The organism is Sphingobacterium sp. UME9, from assembly GCF_014170215.1.
Lineage (GTDB): Bacteria > Bacteroidota > Bacteroidia > Sphingobacteriales > Sphingobacteriaceae > Sphingobacterium > Sphingobacterium paramultivorum.
The window spans coordinates 22,347-43,456 of record NZ_LZZP01000013.1; the positions used below are offsets into that span (position 1 = coordinate 22,347).

General features: G+C 39.4%; 13 protein-coding genes. 9 read left to right on the forward strand and 4 right to left on the reverse strand.

Annotation, left to right across the window (positions count from 1 at the left end; genetic code table 11):
• Window positions 1–6: 6 nt before the first annotated feature.
• The 4 genes from A9970_RS19200 to A9970_RS19215 all read right to left on the reverse strand — a co-directional run bounded on the left by A9970_RS19200 (window position 7) and on the right by A9970_RS19215 (window position 7,278).
• The gene (locus A9970_RS19200) at window positions 7–1,386 is read right to left on the reverse strand and encodes a DUF5689 domain-containing protein (protein WP_259655440.1); all 1,380 of its coding nucleotides are present in this window, start codon (window positions 1,384–1,386) and stop codon (window positions 7–9) included.
• An 11-nt stretch (window positions 1,387–1,397) separates the two neighbouring features.
• On the reverse strand, window positions 1,398–4,115 hold the full coding sequence (locus tag A9970_RS19205; RefSeq protein WP_182983373.1) for a TonB-dependent receptor: 2,718 nt from the start codon (window positions 4,113–4,115) through the stop codon (window positions 1,398–1,400).
• Window positions 4,116–4,202: 87 nt separating this feature from the next.
• Window positions 4,203–5,630: a fimbrillin family protein gene (locus A9970_RS19210; RefSeq protein ID WP_182983374.1), complete on the reverse strand. Its 1,428-nt coding sequence runs from the start codon at window positions 5,628–5,630 to the stop codon at window positions 4,203–4,205.
• A gap of 37 nt (window positions 5,631–5,667) precedes the next feature.
• A complete protein-coding gene (locus tag A9970_RS19215; protein WP_182983375.1) occupies window positions 5,668–7,278 on the reverse strand; it encodes a DNA/RNA non-specific endonuclease in 1,611 nt (536 codons plus the stop codon).
• A 156-nt stretch (window positions 7,279–7,434) separates the two neighbouring features.
• On the opposite strand from A9970_RS19215, the gene A9970_RS19220 reads away from it, so the two are divergent.
• The 9 genes from A9970_RS19220 (at window position 7,435) to A9970_RS19260 (ending at window position 21,091) form a co-directional block, all read left to right on the forward strand.
• On the forward strand, window positions 7,435–8,565 hold the full coding sequence (locus A9970_RS19220; RefSeq protein ID WP_182983376.1) for a clostripain-related cysteine peptidase: 1,131 nt from the start codon (window positions 7,435–7,437) through the stop codon (window positions 8,563–8,565).
• A gap of 160 nt (window positions 8,566–8,725) precedes the next feature.
• On the forward strand, window positions 8,726–9,430 hold the full coding sequence (locus A9970_RS19225) for a hypothetical protein (RefSeq protein ID WP_182983377.1): 705 nt from the start codon (window positions 8,726–8,728) through the stop codon (window positions 9,428–9,430).
• Window positions 9,431–9,521: 91 nt separating this feature from the next.
• On the forward strand, window positions 9,522–11,498 hold the full coding sequence (locus A9970_RS19230; RefSeq protein WP_182983378.1) for a DUF4836 family protein: 1,977 nt from the start codon (window positions 9,522–9,524) through the stop codon (window positions 11,496–11,498).
• 175 nt (window positions 11,499–11,673) lie between these two features.
• Complete coding sequence (locus A9970_RS19235) at window positions 11,674–12,474, forward strand: tyrosine-protein phosphatase (protein WP_220801659.1); 801 nt, start codon at window positions 11,674–11,676, stop codon at window positions 12,472–12,474.
• A gap of 271 nt (window positions 12,475–12,745) precedes the next feature.
• Window positions 12,746–14,329 (forward strand): DUF3843 family protein, encoded by a 1,584-nt coding sequence (locus A9970_RS19240; protein ID WP_182983379.1) that lies wholly within the window; start codon window positions 12,746–12,748, stop codon window positions 14,327–14,329.
• A 297-nt stretch (window positions 14,330–14,626) separates the two neighbouring features.
• Entirely contained in the window at window positions 14,627–15,181 is a 555-nt protein-coding gene (locus A9970_RS19245; RefSeq protein WP_153844800.1) for an RNA polymerase sigma factor, read from the forward strand.
• Window positions 15,182–15,237: 56 nt separating this feature from the next.
• Window positions 15,238–16,194: a FecR family protein gene (locus A9970_RS19250; RefSeq protein WP_182983380.1), complete on the forward strand. Its 957-nt coding sequence runs from the start codon at window positions 15,238–15,240 to the stop codon at window positions 16,192–16,194.
• A gap of 3 nt (window positions 16,195–16,197) precedes the next feature.
• The gene (locus A9970_RS19255; RefSeq protein ID WP_182983381.1) at window positions 16,198–19,545 is read left to right on the forward strand and encodes a SusC/RagA family TonB-linked outer membrane protein; all 3,348 of its coding nucleotides are present in this window, start codon (window positions 16,198–16,200) and stop codon (window positions 19,543–19,545) included.
• A gap of 22 nt (window positions 19,546–19,567) precedes the next feature.
• The gene (locus A9970_RS19260) at window positions 19,568–21,091 is read left to right on the forward strand and encodes a SusD/RagB family nutrient-binding outer membrane lipoprotein (protein ID WP_227550089.1); all 1,524 of its coding nucleotides are present in this window, start codon (window positions 19,568–19,570) and stop codon (window positions 21,089–21,091) included.
• The last annotated feature ends 19 nt before the right edge of the window (window positions 21,092–21,110 follow it).

A 21,110-nucleotide genomic window follows, 5' to 3' on the forward strand; every position in this document is an offset into this window, starting at 1 on the left:
TTTAATTTATTTAGTAACGATAATCGTATTGCCAGAACCGTTTCCGCCAGTTGCGCTTACGATTTTAATATTATCTAAACGGAAGCCAAAGGCATTGTCAGCGCCAGTCATTATAAATTCGACGGTACTTGTCGCTGCAGGTGTAATGTTTGGAATACTGACCGTGTAATATTTATTACGATCATCTGTCGAGTTGATCGCTACTGGTGTGCTTGGAATCGTATAAGTTGTTCCGTTGACCTTCACCTTCATAGCATTGAGGTTGGTCGCTTCACCAACATTGTAAATATTAGGAACAAGCTGGTAGCTCAATGTAAGATCCGTTTTGTTGGCCGTTTGTATTCCAGCGATTTTCAGTGTAATATCTTTGTTTGCCGGAAGCCATACTGAGGCACTGATTCCTGTCGCTGTACGAATATCTGCCGAACCACTTTCCTCGCTGTACGTCACCGGAGCTTTCATATCGAAATCGGTGAAATCTGCAATTTTAGGACGGTTGCCACTTGGGTAGGTACCATTTCCAAATGTCTCGTTGAAAATTGTTCCTCCGGTTTCAGGGTCAGTTGGTGTTGTTCCAGCGTCAGTTCCATCAAAGTCAATCACATCTGTTTTATCGCGCAGGAAGAGCTGCCAGCCACCATTGTAACGGCCCAATATTCCGACTAATGTTCCATTCCCTTTAGGAAGGATATCTTTAGCAAAACTGGAGAAGTTACTGTTGCGGACATCCAATGTTTTACCATTCGCATCTTTGACTACTTCGCTAACAGTCGCCGTTCCACCTGCGAAAGCATTGACACCACCATTGTTAAAACGCACATTTTTAATGATAACCAACTTGTTGACCATCGAAGCGTCTAATTTAGAAAGATCAACTTCCAATGGCGTTAAATTGGCTGCATTTGGCCATCCGTTTACTTTGGTATGCTCTTTGAAAATTTCCCAGGCGATACGGTTGGCATTGGTTCCACTGAAACCGATCTGTAGCTCACTACCATATTTCACCATGGACAGGCCTTTTAAGTTGATAAACACTTCCTGGCCTGCGCGGAAAGTTGTGTACATGCTATTTTGGTCGACTCCTAGATTGATGGCAGCAGTTTCATCTTGGATGTACAATTGTTTGTAGATATTGCCCGAAATGTCGTTTCCGGTCACCAGTGCTTTAATGATCAGATCCTCATCGATTACTTTTGGATCGGTAATGTTAGCATATTTTTCTTTCAATGCGGCTATCGTTGTGTTGGCATTGGGACCGTCATAGATCGGTTGAGTCAATAGAGGGGCTTCAGGATCACGCTTACAGGCTCCTGTAAATAAGATGAGTCCAATACAGATAACCGATAGCATCGATGTATAGACAGCTTGTATATTTTTTTTGTTCATTATTGTCGAGATTAAAATCTATAGGATACATTCATAAAACAGTTGATTCCCTGCATGTAATAATATTTGGATGCAAACTTATTTGCTGCAGTAATATCCAAACGTGCATTTTCGAAACCTCCAGTTCTGATGTTTTTGTTATTTAAGACGTTATTGACCGCTAAATTGAAGTTCATTGAATTGCGATTCTTCAGGTAAAGAATTTTACCGATTGATAGATCGACTGTTGCACTATTTTTGAACTTTTCTTGATCAGTAAGGATATGATAAGCATTATCGAGCTCTGGATCGTAAGGATTGATGGTACTGTAGTTAGATGCCAACTGACGAAGAGGAGCTTTCGATAGATACATATCGCCAGCGTAATTTAAATTAGCGCCAAAAAACCAGTAGTTTACGAAATAACGGACTCCTAAAGTTCCTGCGGTCTGTGGCATTCCACCAACATAGTAGTTATTGAGGTACACCATCTCGCGTTCATTATTGATCAACCCATTTTCGGAGTTTTGTGCTCCCATTGGATTATTGCTGTAATAGTATTCAGCCTTTGTTGCTGCGAGATCAATACTCCAATTGTTGTCAACTTTATAGGTCAATCCGAGCTCTATCCCTCTATTGACCTGGTTCATATCTTTTAGACCATGGTTGATAAAGGTACGGGCGGCATCGTTATAGTAACTTTGTCGGCTGATGAGATCTGTAAAGTTGGTCTGAAAGACCGATAAACGACCATTTAGTTTCGGCAAGGAGAAGACATAACTGATATCTGTAGAGAATATCTTGGCACTTTTGAGGTCTTCAAAAGTAAAGTCACTTACCCTGGGTGAGATATAAGCATCATTAGCCAATGGTGCTTTGGTCTGATAGCTGATTTTGGCGTTTAATAAGTGGCGGCCATTGAATTTGTAGGTCATTCCCCCCTTGAAAGCATAGTCAAAAAAGTGGTGTTCTTGCCCTTTACCATAGGAATTGGTCGGGAAGCGTCCATTTTTCATGTAGCCTACACGTTGAAAACTGGTGTAAGAAAGCTGTGTAGCGTAGAAAAAGTCGATGTTCGAATACGTGTATTCGTTTTGTAGCCATGCATTCGCAGACTTGATATTGATGTTGTAACGATATCCAAAAATATCATCTTTGCGTGCCTTAAAGTTGGGATTTAACAAGTCGTTTTGGCTCTGACCTGTATTTTGCCCAAAGTCGCGTTCAGAGAATTTGTCAATATCCAGTACATATTCGGCGCCCAGCAGATCCGCTACAGTTTTATATTGTTGCGATTGGGAACCTTTGGCACCGATACCGAGCGTCAATTTAGCATGCTCATTGATCGTTTTGTTGAGTGTTGTGTTGAAACTGCTTTCCAATAGGTCGCTATGGCGTTTCTCCAACATGTAGATGGCTGCACCATCGTTGATTTTATTTTCGAGCTTGTTGACGAGGTATAAATTGTCCCAATCCACTTGCGATACTTTTGCCGATTGCCAAAGGTTGCTGTAGTATTGATTTGTGATGGAATCCGTAAAATAACTCGGCAAATTGCGGTAATAGTCTGGTCTAGGATCCGGACCGTTGTACCAGTTTAATGCTGTACTGGCATACTTGCCATAGTGCAGCGATATACCTGTCGTTAATTTTGTATTTGGATCGATTTTCCAGATATGTGAAAGGATTGCGGTAGGGTCATAAGCCGTGACGATACGCGAATTCCTGATTTTTCCGTCTTGATAGCCCCAATTGGGGTTGTATAGGTTGTTGTCGAGGAGATCATAGGCTTCCTGGAAAGAACCTGATTGTTGGCCACGCTCTACCGGTGAACCAAAGGTGACCAGTGATAAACTATGTTTGCCTTGCTGGAATTGTTTTTCGATGGAAAGTGCGTAGGAGAAGTTTTTGTAAAATGTACCTTCAATATTTCCTTTATCCGCATAGCGACCACCGATTAAGCCTGTAAATGCCCAGCCATTGTCCATTAGTCCCGTTGAATAGCTCAGCATACCCCGGCTATAGTAATTGCGGTTGGTGTATGTGGCTGTTGCTTTTGCTCCTTTGGCGAAGGTGCTGGCGCGCATATTGATATTTTCGGAACCGCCGATGGAGCCGAATGTAAAGGTCGAGGCGTCCATAGCATTGTCTTGGTCTCCATTTCGGGTCAAATCATTGATGGCACCGATGGAAGCATAGTTGAAGACTCCGCGCAATTGGTCGTTGAAGTGTACGCCGTTGATGTATTTTTGTTCGTAGCGGTTGTTGTATCCGCGGAGACGAAAACGGAATTGAGAGAGCTGATAACCAATTTTGTTGACGTATACGTCGTTAGAAAGGATAATCTTGGCTGCAATGTTTTGGTCGAAAGATTCGTTGTCATCATCCAATAGATCATCGGCAGCCATGCTTAGTTGTACCATGTTGTCGTTGTCGGTACTTGGAAGGACGTAGATATCGTCCATTTTGAGCAGGCCGGAGGCCGGGATCTGAACGGTAATTTTGATCTCCTGGATATTACCACCTGTGATCAGGATAGTTTCCTCACCCGAGTTTAACTTCGGTAGACTGAAGTTCCCTTTGGAATCGGTGACGACCGACTTTTGATTTTTCTCAAAGACGAGACGTACATTGGAGAAAGGTTCTTTGCTCACCTGGTTGCGGACAATACCCTGTACATTGGCCCTTTGGGCAAATATAGGTGTACTGGCAGCAGATAAGAGGGCAAAAAGTATGTATTTTTTATACATAGCTTGAGGTTAAATAGTGAAATGTATTTAGATGACAAATGCAACACATTTTAGATGTGTTGCATTTGAAGATGTTTTTATTGTATTTTATTTTTGGCCTTTCAAGACGATATTATCGATACGGAGACCAGCTTTGTTGGTCTGGATATCTGAGAAGAAGGATAATTTCGAGTTAGCAGACAGTGTAGTTGCAGTAGAAAGATCTACTGTTACATTAATGAATTTATTTGCATCTGCAGAAAGGATCATTTTAGATTCAGGATTGAATGTTTGACCGTTAAATATGATTGCTAGATTTTGTAGGTCGAAATCCTTTGATGTTCCAATTGCCACATCAAACGAAACTTTTAATTTACTTGCTTTTTCTGTATTAATTCCTTCTATAGCCAGCTCTGAATTACCTGTAGTAGGCAGCCATACGTGATTGTTTACAATAGTCCCAGTTGTTCTAATATCCGCTTTTGCATATTGATCGGAATATGTAACAGTCGTATTCGACCAGCCTTTGAAATCAGCTATTTTAAATTTTTCATCCTTACTTAATGGGGTTGTCCCGAAATCTTCTTCATACAATGTTTGTTCAACAGGATCAGTTGTACCACCATTATCTTCGTCTTTACCGATCACGTATGAACCCGACGGTACATCGGTCCAGTCTGTGATATTTCCAGACGCCACAATAGCTGCATTGTTGCCAGCCTGCTCTTGCAAGGTGATATTGTAGCTGTATTTTTTACCGGCTTCGTAAGTTGTTGATGATGGTAAAGTCCACGTATAGGTTTCATTACCAATTTTGAATTCAACTTTTGCACCGGCAACGCTAGCTACAGGTAATAAGATGGCCTCTGCCGCTGTTGTAGTTGTTCCCGCTGTAGTTTTTGCCTTGATCGAAGCTGGGTTAGCGCCAGCAGCTAATGTACCTGTTGCTAGGTCGAAGTTTGCTGTAGTATTAAATCCATTGTAAGTTACCGTAAGACCTGATAGGGAACTTACACCAGTCCCAGCAGCAACAGTCAATTCGACTTTGCTGAGTTTGTGGCCAAATTGGAGTTGCGCATTTGGTTTATTCTTGTTGGCTCCAGTTACATTATTAGCGTATAAGAGATCAATTTTATTTTGTTGGGTTTGATCAGCTACATTAACTGGATAAATGTTGTTTGTGATTGTTGTTTGGTAAGGGTAGTAGGCAATAAAATCTACATTGGAGCCATCAGCTGGATAATTGATTTCTTCAGTAATGCTGCTTGCGCTAAAATTACCATCTCCTTTTGTCGTTACATACTGCTTGTTGCTTGCCAATACATTGCTTAAGCCGCTACCGGTTTTCATGAAAACACCGATTGCATCGTTGCTTTCCCAATTTGCGCCAGCAGCTTTTGTGGTCACTTGGTTAGAGATTGTTGACGAAAAAGTCACCGCCTTGGTGAGTTCTTGTTCTGAAATAGGTGCCTTTTGGCAAGAGCTGGTTACGGCAGCTGCCGCAGTCGCTAGGAATAAAAGTTGGTTTACTTTCATAATTAAACTGAATTGATATGACTAAATCGTTTATTAATTATTTCCAAATGGAGGTATTTATGTTCCCTTTTTGTGTATCATTTAGATCTGGAAAAAATGTGAAGCCAGTTGCTTTTTCAAGATCGCTTACGGTTAATCTATAATTGTCATATTTACTATTGGATGGTGGTGCTGCATTATCCATCTTGTAAGCAATAGTATAGTAATCTTCACCTTTTTTCATGGCCAAGGCCTTGAAATAATATTTAGGTACAGCGACGTCTTTCCCTTGATTGTCTTGTGCAAAAGTTAGTGTATTATTGTTGTTTGTGATAGGCATTGCACCTGTGACGACATACATCGTGTCACACTGGGCGGACCAGGTGCGTACTTTTTCTTCCAGTAGTCTCCAAACGCCTTGGTTGAGTGAAGATACCTGTGGGGTCATATTGGTGAAATAGAATGTTGTTTTATTCTGCGCAGTCGTCAGATTACGATCGGCACTGGGCAATTGGTGCCCTCTATCATAACCATATTTACTAAAGCCTTGCGCATTAAGCAACAATGGTTGAAACGCAGTAGATACTTGCGGATCATATCCCCATGCATCTGTACGATTGCCTGATCCAAGAATACTGCTGTATAATGGATAGGCTACCCAATAAGCCATTTTTAGCTTTTTGTCATAGAGCATCGCGTAATTCCTACTGTCGCTTGCATCGGGCATAAAATGTTGAATAAATACCTCGTCATTGCCTAGGTTACTCATTTTTGGGATTTCCAAATAAGCTTGTGAATCACCGATTCCACCACTTGGCTTGCCATTGTCGATTTTGATATCGAAGCTATATTGATTTCCAGCTATTAAATTTTTTAAATTCTGATTTTGCGGGATTGTCCAGGTGTAGGTATCACCATTAGCGGCCATAAACTTAATAGCTTTTCCTGTAATGTCTTCACCAGGGAGTAGTATAAATTCTATGCGAGCCGTTTTATTGGCATTTACAGATACTTTTCCTTGAACATCTTTTTTCTCCGTCGAATTGACTATCAATTTCCCTGTTGTTAAGTCAAATCCTCCTTGCGTGCTTATGGACGGCATTTTTACCGTAATCTGGTTTGCTTCCAATGCGGCGGTATTGGTAATGGATAGATTAATGCTGACTTTACTCAATTGACGTACAAAAATAAGGGGAACCGTATTGTTACTCTTGTCAATGTTTTTGGCATTGTTTGCGTACATCAGATCTAAAGCTGTGGGATTAGACTGATCACTTAAATCAATTGGATATTGAAAATCTGTAAGGGATTTATAAGGATGATAGGCGATAAAATCTACTTTTTCAGCAGATAGGAAGATTGGGCGGGCACTCTGGAATAGTGAGCCATTGAAAGTAAATAACTGATTTTTGACCTCATCAACAATGGAAGTTGCTTCCAGAGGCTGGCCTGATTTGGACATAAATACTCCGATCTGGTCATTCTGATCCCAGGAGGTTCCAGTTGCTTTCGTGTTAATTTGGCCGACGATAGTTGGGGAAAATTGTACTGCAGCTTGCTCCATTTTAGATTCTGTTTTCTGGCAGGAATCTAATGTAAGCAATGCAATCATAAAGTAAGCTATTCGCAAGATATTCTGTCTTGGAATAGTTATGATCTTGTTAATCATATTGATAGTTAGTGTGTGTTAATAAAGTAATGACAAAAATACTTAAGTTAAGTTAAATTAATGTGAACCTTTCGTGTTCTTTTGTGTAATTAAATGTTTGTTTGATGTATATATTTGATTTTTAGATATATTTGTTGCGATTTTAATTGTATTTTGATGAATTCTAGTGTGTTCAGATTATTTGGAGTGTTTTATTTGCTATTTGTAGTGCTGTTAACTAGTTGCAATGACAAAGAAAATGCTGTAAATGAAAGAGATGGCCGTGTTTTGTTGGTTTATATTGGGGCCAATAATAATTTAGTTTCGGATGCTTACAATAGCATCAATGCAATGGAAGAGGGAATGGTTGGATTAGATGCAGATGTGTATGTGTATGCGACTTTGGCAGGTACTACACCTAAAATTTATAAAATTGTTGCTGACCAGAGCCCGGAAATAAAGAGTACGGTCATCAAATCTTATGGGGATCAAGATTCGGCGAATCCAGTAGTGATGAAGCAAATCCTGCAGACGATGAAAGGATATGTTGGTAATCGCCCATCAGGTCTGGTTCTGTGGTCACATGCAACAAATTGGCTACCGAATGTTGGGGTCAAGTTGATGTCGTTTAATGAAGATCGGGGAAATAAAACGGAGTTGCGAGATTTGCAGGCGATCATTCCGTCTGGGCTTGATTTTCTCTTATTTGACGCCTGTTCCATGGCAAGTGTCGAAGTATTATATGAACTTCGGGATAAAGCGAAGTATACGATAGCTTCTCCAGCAGAAGTGCTTTCAACCAGTATGCCTTATCATTTGGTCTTGAAACACTTGGTCGATCCTGATCTTGAACGGGGGCTGATATCTACTGCGACAACATATTTTAATTTTTATAATCAGTTGACAGGACTCTATCGATCTGCTACTATTTCTGTGGTCAATAATGCATATTGGTCGGATCTTGCAAAGAACGTTCACGTCGCACTGACCAGATCCCCGCTCACAGGGATCTATCGCGATAACTTACAGCGATTGGATTTTGATGAAAAATCCTTATCGGCTGGCTTTGATTTTCTTGATTTTGTACATCAGAATATGTTGCCGACTGAGACTACCGCTATCGAGGCTACAGTTTCGAAATTGGTTATTTATAAGGCGAATACAGCAACTTTTTTAGGTAAGCCCATTTTGCGATTTTCTGGACTGTCCTGTTATGTCCCTAATGATTTAAATAAGTGGATACATCCCTATTATAATTCGCTCCAATGGGCTAAGGATAGCGGTTTTAATTCCTTTGTGAAGGAGTAATAGCATTGCATTGGTTTTCTTCATTTTTCCCTGAAATCAGGTAGTAAACTGCATTCTCGTTTTTAATAAATTTGTCAATAGGAAAAAAATAGCACAATGTTTGCTGTTCATGTCAAAACATATATTGATTTGACAAATTATTAATCGTTACAACGTTGTAATGGAAGAAGTACTTAAAGTGAAAGGAAAATTGAAAAGATTTTATACGATAATCTGTGCCGTTGTAATGGCGTTGACATTATCGAGCTGCTTTGATTTTGTTGAGCAGATCGACTTAAAAACGAATGGTTCTGGGCATATTGCAGCGACATTGAATTTAAGTAAAAGCAAAACCAAGGTAGCTTCTTTAATGAAGATGAAAAGTATCAAGGGAATCCAGATCCCTTCTCAAGCCGACATGGAGAAAGAAATTCGATCTGCTGTTCAGCTGCTCAAGCAGACTAAAGGTATTTCTAATGTACAGTACAGCACAGATTTTACCAATTATATCGTTAATATTTCATGTGACTTTAGTCAGATAGAATCGCTGAATGCCTTTTCAGATATATTGGCAAATCGATTTAAAACGAAGATATCGAATTCAAACCGCTATTATTATAATGCACCAAGCAATGTTTTTGAACGCAAATTTGTGGCTTCTGCTGACTGGAAGACAAAATTCAATCAGTTGGGAAGCGATAATACGACACAGTTTGCAGATGCATTCTATACGCAGATTATTCGTTTTGAAAAACCGATAGCATCTCAGGTAAACGGCCTGGCAAAGGTTGCCGGAAATAAGAAAGGGGTCTTGCTAAAGCTACCTTTTATGGATTTGGTATATGGTAAATCGAGTTTGGCAAATAAAATCACATTAACAAAATAACCTAATAACATTGGTGAAACCAGGGCCATATTTAGTTGCTGAAAGCGCTTCTATAGAGTAGGTTGGGTGTAGCTGAAAAATTATTTATAAGATGAAATCAAAATTTATACTGGTAGGATTAGCCTGTTTGTCTTTTGGGACAAGTGTAAAGGCGCAGGACTTGATCAAACAGATCCCTGAAGATGCAGAAATGATTGCGGCCTTTAACGTAAAAGATATTGTACAGAAGGCTAATGCAAATAAGCTGAACGAGTTGCTTCAGAAAGCAGGTTTTTTTGAAAAATCAGGAATCTCAGCGAGCAATGATATTAAAAATTTAGGAGTAGACCTATCTCAAACAGCCTATTTTTATACCAGAAAGACCGATAGTATCAGTTTTACGGAATTTATATTTTCCTTGAACAACAGGGGGCAATTTGAGAAACTGCTTCATGAGACGGGAGAACCCAAGGCATTTGCCAATGGTTATACGAGCATAGGTCTCAAAGCCGGCAGTATGTTGGTGTATAACGATCGGGTTGCTCGATTTATTTCGGCGACGACAAATACTACCTTTTTGGATAATGATTCGATCGCTAGTCGTTATGGAATCAAAAAGGTGGATTACGTTGCACGTCCAGCCGACGACGAAGATGCTTGGGCAGATACAACTGTAGCCGCTGTGGATTCGGTCGCTGAGGCCTGGGATGAGGATGAAAAACCGCTTGCTGTTCCAGTGGCGCCGCCAGTTGCTATCGCCGTTGAACCCGATACGATAGCGGCCGCAGCGACGGAAGTATTACCTCCGGTTGTTGATATTGCTGGGGTGGATGCCGTTGAAATGCATGATCCTAGTTATTATGATTCACTTTATACGGCCTATGAAGATCAAAATCGGAAAAACGATTCTATTCGTAATGGCTTGCGCGATAAATGGTTACTGAATGAGGTTACCCGTTTGCTTTCAGGTAGTTATAAGTCTTTGTCAATTACAGATCAGGAGAAAGTATTAAAGAATCTCGGGCTTGTTCGATTGTATGTTCCTCGTGTAGAGGATCTGTACCGTGGTCTTATGCCTTACACCACGTCTCTTCCTTATTATTACATGGGGATTAAACTGGATAAGTTCAAGACGGGTTATCAAGACGGTCTATTGGATTTAGTGCAAGAAGGGAATGTGCTGAAATTAAAGGGATCTGTGGGTTTAGATAAGGCCCTTGCTGAGATGACCAAAAGAATGTATGCGCGAAAACCTAATTCGAAGTTCAGTAAATATTTAACGGATAAAACCTTAGGTTTTTTTAATGTGAATATTAATTCGGAGGCTTATCTGAGAGAAATGCCTGCCTATATGGCAAAATATTATAGCGGTTTGTTGGGGCCTCAACAGGATGTCGTAGAATGGGGACTGATGGCTCTCGAAATAGCACTAGATGAAAAGGCCATTGCCCAGGTGATGCCAGGAGACCATTTGGTTGTCGTGAACGGTCTTCGGAAGTTCAAAAAAGACTATATCGATTACACCTACGACGATGATTACAATGCAACAGAAGTGAAAAAGACGAAGGAAGAAACACTTCCAGTATTTATTTGGATGTTCACATCAAAGGATCAACGTCTGATAAAAAAAGGCTTGGACATGGCTGTTTCAAAGCAAGTTGGGCAAGTCTATGACGGCATTTATGCGTTTTCAAAACAGAAAGCCAAGGATTTTCCAATGTATGTTCTCTTGAAAGAAGATTTGGTAATGGTCAGTAATGACTCATTGTCCCTAAATGATATTCGTCAGAATAAGATGAATGCTCCCGCAAATAAAGACTTTGTAAAACTGATGAAGCAAAACAAGATGTCTGCGGCTATTGACCTACAAAAGTTACCGACAATGTTAAAGGAAATGGGGGTTACGCCAGGTAAACAATGGGAAGCAACGCTGGAGCAACTCAATCAATATGGCAGTACCGCAATTACTTCCAAAGGTGTTGTTGGCAACCGTGCTGAGGTTGAAATGTCGACAAGATTGCCGCAGACCAGTGATGGTGCGATCAGTTATTTACTCGATCAAATTTTGGTGGAATTAAATAAAAAGTAACTAAAGGAGGCTGTAAAACAATTTTATTACACTATTGTTTGGGTGTCTTTTGTAATATTATGGTTATATTTTTATAATGTTAAAATAATATTAAGCTCGTTTGGCTTGTTTATGGTACTTTTGACGTTTAATAAATTAAGTAAATAGACTAAAAAACGATTTTATACATTACGGTATGGGGATATTCTCAAAACTGTTTGGAAACAAAACTCAGGAATCAAAAGTAAAGGTTGTCGGTAAATTGGCCTTCTTGGAGGTGGATATGCATAACCATATCCTTCCTGGAATAGATGATGGAAGTCAATCAATTGAACAGTCATTAGTATTGTTGAAAGGGCTTGGCCGAATGGGCTTCGAGAAATTTATCTGTACACCGCATATTATGGATGGTGTACATCCAAATTCGATTCGTACGATTGAAGCTGCTAAGGACAAATTATTAGCTGGTATGGTTGGGCTGCCTAAGATGCCGGAAATTCATGCTGCAGCTGAACATATGATTGATGATGGGATCGTGAATCTCATCGGATCAAATGAACTCTGTGTTATGCCCGGTGGTTATGTGCTTATTGAGATGTCCTATTTACAAGAATCCAAAGCACTATTTCAAACGATATTGGATATACAAAATCTCGGTTATCAACCTATTTTAGCGCATCCGGAACGTTATAATTATTACCATTATAACTTTAATATGTATAAACAGATTAAGGACGCCGGTTGCATGTTACAGCTGAACTTGTTGTCTATCAGTCGGTATTATGGTGTTGAGGTGAAATCGGCAGCTTTGACGATGATTAAATCTGGGATGTATGATTTTGTGGGGTCAGACGCACATCATGAACGCCATTTGGCCGCTTTAGAAGATGTGGTGGCTAAATATCCTGTACGTGATTTACTCAAAACATGTACCATATTGAATCCGACATTGCAAGACCATTTGGGAAGTAATAAGAATGTGATCGCTACTGGCTAGCATCAAAATATATGAATTGGAGAAAGAGATACCCTTTTAGGTATCTCTTTTTTTGTGACAATTTTATCTTTTCTGGCAGATACCGCCTGCTTTTAGTCCAGTTAGTCTGCTTTGCAGTAAGGACGTATTTTAAAATTTTACGAAGGATTCTTGGGTGTTATTTGCTGTTTGCGGTTGCTTTAACTCATGTAGATTATTTTCGTCCGCGTTTGTGTTTTGCCCGTATGGATATTTCGAAAATTTGGCTACTTTTGGTTTTAGCATTTTTCATATGAGAGGAAACAGAATTTTTATTCAAGACTGGATAGCACACCATACTTATCAAAAAACAAACGAAATAGATAGTTATTACTTACGCGTTGCAAATGAAATCAATGATAGTTTATCTACACTATGGTTTGAGGAGCAAGAGACAAATGATCTCATCCATACCGATGCTTTAAAGACATTGAGTATCTATCTAACGTGTTACTTAGAAGACGTTATTGCGAAAACAGGAATTTTTGCTGCTTTTAGAACGATCCATACAGAACTATACAATCAACTTTTGCCTTTTTATAGTGATAATGACCTAACGGATTATTATGCTGAGGATATTAATAGTGAAGATATTGCTGTATTGACCTGGTTATTTTTCAGTGAACGTAATCCACATTTATTTATTGATCCCCGTGGTCGTTTGATCCAATTGGTTACAGATTTGGCCTATTCGATCTTGGAAGAACATTATGAAGTTGCTCCTGAAAATGAAAAGTTAAAACTAGAATATGTTTTGGACGAAGGGGCGAACTATTTTGAAGTCCGTAATTTTATTGAAAAGCTTGTTGCCACAAATTACCTGACAGCGGGTGAATATAACACCAATCTTAATCATTTGATGCAAGTTGCGGAGATAGGGCGATATCAGCACGATCAGAATCAGTTACAACAGATGATCTATCGCGTTCGAGATAACCATTTCAATAATTATAGACTGCATCTGTTTGCATTGAAGGCATCTGAATTTGTAGCTGAGGTGGTTGGCAAAGAACATGCGCTATATGGTATTGTCAAAACTTTAGGTAATCGCATTAATAGCTTTTTCGAATATGTAAAAACGGACGAGCTTTATGTGCATGTAAAACATATCGGGACAAAGACTGCATTTAAAATCTTTAAGGACTCTATACAGCAATTTGTTGAACCTACGGAAACCTTATCTTTCTATATGGAAATTGTGCCATGGAAAGATGCCTGGAATCTCTCTGGAATCATGACCGTTGTGAATAGCGATGAGGTAAATTTTGATTTACCGGAGCAGTATGAGATGACTTATCGCATTGAGGCCTTGAATGGTAAGGATAAGAGCTTGAAGAAAACGGAAAAGCAGCTGAAAGATATGGGCAAATTGTTTCAGTCAGAGCATAAGGCGGCTGTTGCGTTTATGGAAGGAAAAGAAGTGAAGGAATTTGCAACAGATTTCTTTAAGAAGTATCAACAAAAATATCCGAGCAAAGAAGAATCTCCACTTCCAGAATCAAATTTGGATCTTACGGAAGATGCCCAAGTTACGGTATTCTTTAATCCAAAAACGGGTTTAGAAGTTTTTGGCGGTATAGCGGAATTCTTTCCATTAAAGAATAACAACTTTGTAGAGAAAGATGATCAAAGTGAGGTACCTTATGCACGGTATTTTTTGAATCTTTTGGTTGAAGATTTTTTCCCAAGCGAGTTGCCGAAGTACTATGTTAATCTATTTAAGGCGGAGGTGGATAAACAGTTCTTCTTTCCAGTGAATGATGCGGTACTCGATTTCTTTCTCCGTTTTTATAAGCGAGGAACTTACTTCTTGGGGCCATTTCCGTTGTTAAAATAGTAAGCAGTATTGTAATCAATAGAAATAAATAAAAATTCCATGGCATACATGTCATGGAATTTTTTTATGTATTTAAGTCAGGCTATTCTTTGCTGTAGAAGATTGTGTGGTCTCCTGGCCACTATTTTGTTGATCGAATATCCCATGATACTAGTGTTAATTTAATGTAAATTCATTATAATTAAATTGTTACCACTTATTTTGCTTGAGCTTACATGCCGCACATCCTATGCATTTCATGGGCATATTTTAAAAAATTCTCACTAAACTTGTAGGATCAATTATATGTGATGAAGAATGCCTATTGAAAATAATAATGCCCTGGATTTTAAAACCTTCTTTTTGTTGTATAAGGACAAAGTGTATAAATATGCTTATTTACATCTGAAAGAAGAACCAGCTGCTGCGGATTTGGTCCAGGAAACATTCTCCCGAATTTGGAAAAAATGGGCGGAATTAGACGGAAATAAAAATCCGCAGTCTTACCTCTATACGATTGCCCGAAATCTTGTGTTTGACGAATTGCGGAAACAAAAGGTCAGATTCCAATTTCAAGCTTCAGATATCGATCAGACCAAATTGGTAGACAATTCGAATGAGGAAGCTATTCGGTTTAAAGATTTGGAGCGAGTTTATCGTGAGGCCATTTCAAAACTCCCAAAAGCGCGACTCGAAATTTTTCTTTTGAGTAAAGAAGAGTTTTTGGATAATCAGGAAATTGCAGATAGGCTTGGGATTTCCGTTAATACCGTTCGAGATCAATTGGTTAAAGGCAATAAGTTCGTTCGGCAATATATTATTGATCATTTTGAGATTTCAATAGCCCTATTGATTTTTTTAAATATTTTTTAGAGCCGCATCGTCTTTCGGTCATCTAGGTACGTATATGTATTTAAAGATGGGCATAGATGATGAATTCCAAAATAGCTGCTTTATATAAAAAATTCCTTAATGGAGAACTTAGTCCCGAGGAAAACGCCATATTTCTTGATTTACTGACATCTTGTGACAGGGATGAACTTCCAGGTGTGGAGGAAGTCGTTGCGCTGGACGATCGCGATTGTGAACTAAATAAAACAACTTCCGAGGATATCTTCTTTACGATTACAGGGACCTCGTTGACTCAGCCAGTAATACCTATTTGGAAAAGGCGTTGGTCTGTCATTTCCGCAGCCGCCTGTTTACTGTTGATCAGTCTCGCCTGCCTATTCCAATTTAAATTTAAGGAACAACATGGGACTACAGCTTCTGAAGTTGTTTATTATTCCAATCCGACAAAATTTGTTAAGCGCCTTGTATTACCAGATGGTACACATGTTTCTCTTCGACAAGGGGCACAGATTGAATTGTTGTCAGATTTCGATACCGACAGTTTACGTCGGATAAAGCTTTCTGGGGAAGCATTTTTTGAGGTAGCGAGGAATCCGGAGCAACCTTTTGTAATTGCCAGTTCTGGCGACTTTGATGTACGTGTATTGGGTACAGCATTTAATTTAAATTGTTCTGAAGGACATAGCAGCCTAGTGTTGAATCATGGCAAAGTACGGGTCTCACGTGCTGGACAATATTCTGTTGTTAGTCCCGGAGAGAAAGTCGCCTATGATAAGCAACACAAGCAATTTGATGTATCCAAGGCCGATACAACTATAGCCTCAAATTGGAAAAGTGATCTTTTGTCATTTAATCAAGTTCCACTCACGCAGATCGTAGCCGATCTAAATAATCTTTATCCTGACAGTAATCTCGAATTAATCGATTCTTTCCGGACTGAAAGTTATACCGGTTATCTACCGGCTAGCGATTTGGAAAAATCTCTCAAGATGCTTAATACTGCATTTAATCAAACAATTATCCATAAAAAGTAATTTATGAAAAGAACCAATTACTATTTAAAACTTATGGGAAGTGCGCTGCTCTTTCAGTCGCTCGCACTTCAGACCATGGCCTCACAATTTTCAACCAGTGAAGGAATCGGGAAAATCCTCACGCGAATGGAACAGAAATTCAACGTCAAATTTGGTTATGACGCTTCGATCTCGAACCAAAAGATCAATGAAGCCGCTGACCTTGATAAATTGAAAAAGGAGCAAATTGTTCAATATATCCAGACAATTTCAGACGGAAATCTTGAGGTCAAAAAAATTGATGAGAAGCTTTATGTGATATCGAGAAAAACTGGCAACGATACTAAGGTGAAAAACGACAAGCCAGTTTCTAACGCCGCCAAAGAGATCCGAGGAAAGGTTGTCGACCAAGAAACGGGGCAGCCTATCGCTGGTGTGACCGTACGGGTTAAAGGGACTGCCATTGCTGTAACTACCGACGGAAGCGGTGTCTTCAAACTGCCAGATACTGCTGACGATGCGATCCTCCAAATTTCCTATATAGGGTATGAAAGTGTTGAAATTTTGTCGACACAAGCAGGCACTATTAAACTAGTCAAATCTTCCGAAGCATTGGAAGAGGTTGTTGTTACAGCGTTGGGAATAAAAAGAGAGCAAAGGGCTTTGGGGTATTCAACTCAAAGTGTGAAGGGAGAAGATTTGACTCGTGTGAAAGGAGTAGATGTCGGAACGACTTTGACCGGACGTATTTCTGGTGTACGTGTTATGAATAGTACAGAATTTAACAAAACACCACAAATCGAAGTACGTGGACTGACACCTATTTTGGTCATTGATGGCGTGGCTTACGAAAATATGGACCTAAGGGATGTCCCTGTCGACAATATCCAGGATATGACGGTCTTGAAAGGAGCTACTGCTACCGCCCTTTATGGAAGTAAGGGACAAGGAGGAGCAATCATGATCACGACCAAAAAAGGTCTAGCAGAGAAAGGAACAGAGATTACGGTGAATACCAATAATATGTTCTTTTCAGGCTATCTTGCGTTGCCTGAGGTACAGCATAGCTATTCTTCGGGCGAGTCCGGAAAATTTAACAATGATGATTATGTCTGGGGGGATAAGTTGGATATTGGCCGAACTGCCGAACAATGGAATCCAATTAGCAAACAGTATGAAGTAAGTGAGCTTACGTCAAGGGGTAAGGACAATTTTAAAAACTTTTTGGAACCAGGCTTCATCACCAACAATACAGTCAGCTTTACTAATCAAGGGGACCATGGAAGCATAAGAACATCCATTAACCATATTTATAATAAAGGACAGTATCCCAATCAAAAGTTGAACCTGACAAATATTTCGGTGACAGGAACAACCAAGATCAGCGAGAAATTTGACTTGGAAACTAGGCTTGGTTATAACCGAAGTTCTTCCTCTAATAATTTTGGTTCTGGCTATAATGATCAAGGATACATCTATAATATCTTAGTGTGGACCGGCCCTGAATATAATTTGAAAGATTACAAAGACTATTGGCTGGTGAAAGACCAGTCTCAAAATTGGATGTATAAAGGATGGTATGACAATCCATACTTGATCGCGCACGAAAAAACTACTCCCGAATTAGTCAATAAGGTGAATGCTGCTGTTACCTTGAATTATAAGGTTAACGATTGGGCGAAATTCATGGTGCGATCTGGTTATGATTATTATGGTAAGTCAAGGACTCAGCAAAATCCGATCGGAATATATGGAACACGGGGCGGATTTGAAGATTTTGGTGGATTTGATAGTAAAGGGAAGTATATGAAAGCCGATTATGATGGCTTTGCGACGACGAATGATGCGATCTTTACTGCCAAGAAAAATTTTGGCGACTGGGGAGTTGATGGATTATTAGGGGGGTCTATTTTCTATAGCAAGGATAATAATTTGATCGCGAATACGGTTAACGGTTTGTCAATTCCAGGATTTTATTCATTACGGAATTCAATCGATCCGGCAAAAGCGGTTGAGTCGCGTGTTAAAGAAATGCGGAATGGCCTTTATGGACGTCTTTCTTTGTCTTGGCGAAATGCGATCTTTTTGGAAGCTACTGGACGTAATGATTGGGTATCAACGTTAACGAAGGATCATCGCTCTTATTTTTATCCTTCAGTTTCAGGAAGTGTTGTTGTTACGGACCTACTTCCATCAAAGCCTCTCTGGTTGGACATGTTCAAAGTACGGGGATCTTGGGCTATTACAAAATCTGTACTGAATCCATATGAGATAAATTCAACTTTTACGGTTACAAGCAATGTTTGGAATGGCTTGCCAACAGCCTCCTATCCGAATATTATCAAAGACTATTCGATTTCACCTACGCAACGCGATTTGACGGAGTTCGGGTTTGACTTCGCGGTATTGAACAATCGGTTGTATGGTAATTATACCCGCTACTATCGTTTATTACACAATCAGATTGTCAAAGCTAAGATTTCAAAAACTACAGGATTTGAGGAGCGCTTGATAAATACAAAGGAAGAGGAGATGACTAAAGGGCATGAAATCACATTGGGAGGTACACCGATTAAGCGTGAAAATTTCCAATGGGATATTACGATGAACCTTTCTCAGAACATGCGCTATTTCCACAAGTTAGATCCTCAATATTCAAAAGATGCATTATATGTTAAGGAAGGATTGCGGGCCGATTATATCGAATATAAGGACTGGGAGCGTTCTCCGGATGGACAGATGATACTAAATAGTTCTGGGATGCCAATTTCAGCTCAGTATGCCAATCAATTAATAGGATATACTGCGCCAAAATGGTTTTGGGGTTTTTCAAATCAGTTTCGTTATAGAGACTTCTCATTTGGTTTTAGCCTAGATGGTCGAATTAAAGGGATGTCCTACTCAACAATGAATGGTCGTTTATGGCAGACAGGTTCTCATCCTGATTCAGATACACCATACCGTTATGAGGAAGTGGTTAATGGAAATAAAACCTTTATCGCTCCGGGTGTTAAAATTGTTTCCGGTAGTGTGACCTATGATAAATACGGTCAGATTACAGAGGATACGCGTGTATTTGCTCCAAATGATAAAGTGGTTTCATATGAGGGGTATTACAAACGAGCCTATTCAGGCCGATGGAATTATTGGGACGAAACATTCATTAAACTTCGTGAATTGTCGCTTAGTTACCGAATGCCCGATAAGATCGCTTCGAAGTTTAAAGCCAAACGCGCCAGTGTCGGTGTGACTGGACAAAATTTATTGTTGTGGACCAAAGAGTTCCGTTTCTCAGATCCAGATGTTGGTTCTGAAGATTTAAGTTCACCATCTATGCGTTACATTGGTTTCAATATTAACCTTACTTTTTAAAAATTACATGACAAATATGAACATGAAAAGATTATTGACGTATATCACCCTTGGTACTTTGGTGATGTCGACAAGTTGTTCCAAATTTGATGAGATCAATACCAATCCTGAGACACCATCGGTTGTTAAACCTTCCATGTTGGCTACTCGTATAATATTAAATTTGGCACGCCAATCCTCAACTAAAGGTTTTATGCAGCCTTATATGCTTACCAAAGAGATTGCTTGGACAGAATTAACAGAGGGATATCAATACAATAGCCTCGGCGAATGGGATATCTCGATGACCTCGATCAACGATGCTCATTTTATGGGAGAGTTTGCAACAAGCGAAAAACTCAAGAACTCGTATAATGGTCTGATGTATTTTGCGCGTGCCATGAAGTTTTACGAGGGGACAATGAGTGTTGGAGATATTCCCTATAAAGATGCATTAAAAGGGGAAACGGATAAAGTTTATTTTCCTAAATATGATACTCAAAAAGATGTTTTTCTGGGTATTTTGAATGAATTGGAGCTTGCAGATAAGCTCTTTTCGGAAGGTGAAAAATTTGATGGTGATCCATTGTTCGCTGGAGATGTCACGAAATGGCGCAAATTGGTAAACAGCTTTGCATTAAATGTTCTTATTCAATTAAGCAAAAAAGAAAGTGATGCCGATCTGAAGATAAAAGATCGTTTTAAATCAATCTTGACCAGTAAACCGATCTTTGGTAGTAATGCAGATAATTTTCAAGTCGTTCATGAGGACAAAGCCAGCCAAACTTATCCTTTTTATAAGATTAGTAATAGCTTTGTTATTTATCCTATTGTTTCGACAGAGGTTATTGACCGATTGAAACAATATCAAGATAGGAGATTATTTTATTATGCGAATCCTTCCGCATTACAGATCACAAACGGCAAACAATCTAATGATTTTAGCGCTTACATAGGGACAGATCCTTCTCTTTCCTTTAGTGAAATTGCTGAGTTAAAGAAGAAAAATGATTATTCTAAATTGAATGACCGTTATACGGAACTAGTTAGTGGTGAACCAACACAACAATACAGTTATGCACATCTATGTTTTGTGATAGCTGAAGCTGCCGCAAGGGGCTGGGTTGCCGAATCTTCCGTTAATTGGTATAAGAAAGGAATTGAAGCCGCAATGAAATTTATAGCGGATAATACGCCGAATACGGCTCAATATACCCATAATATGCCATTGGATGCCAACTACATCAATACAGCAGTAGCAACTTATGGAAATCAATTTCCGGTTGTACTCGAAGCACAACTGGAGGCTATTATGACACAAAAATATTTAGCCAGTTACTTGCAGGGTCGTATGACCCCATATTATGATTACAGAAGAACGGGCTATCCTAAATGGAAAATCAATCCAACATCAAGTTTGAATTCAGTCGCACCGGATAAAATACCGATGCGGTGGCGTTACCCATCATTAGAGTACAATTATAATTCTGCAAATTTGGACGAGGCAATGCAGCGCCAATATAAAGGCAATGATGAGATCAACCAATTGATGTGGCTTTTGAAATAGACCATTTGGAAAAACAATC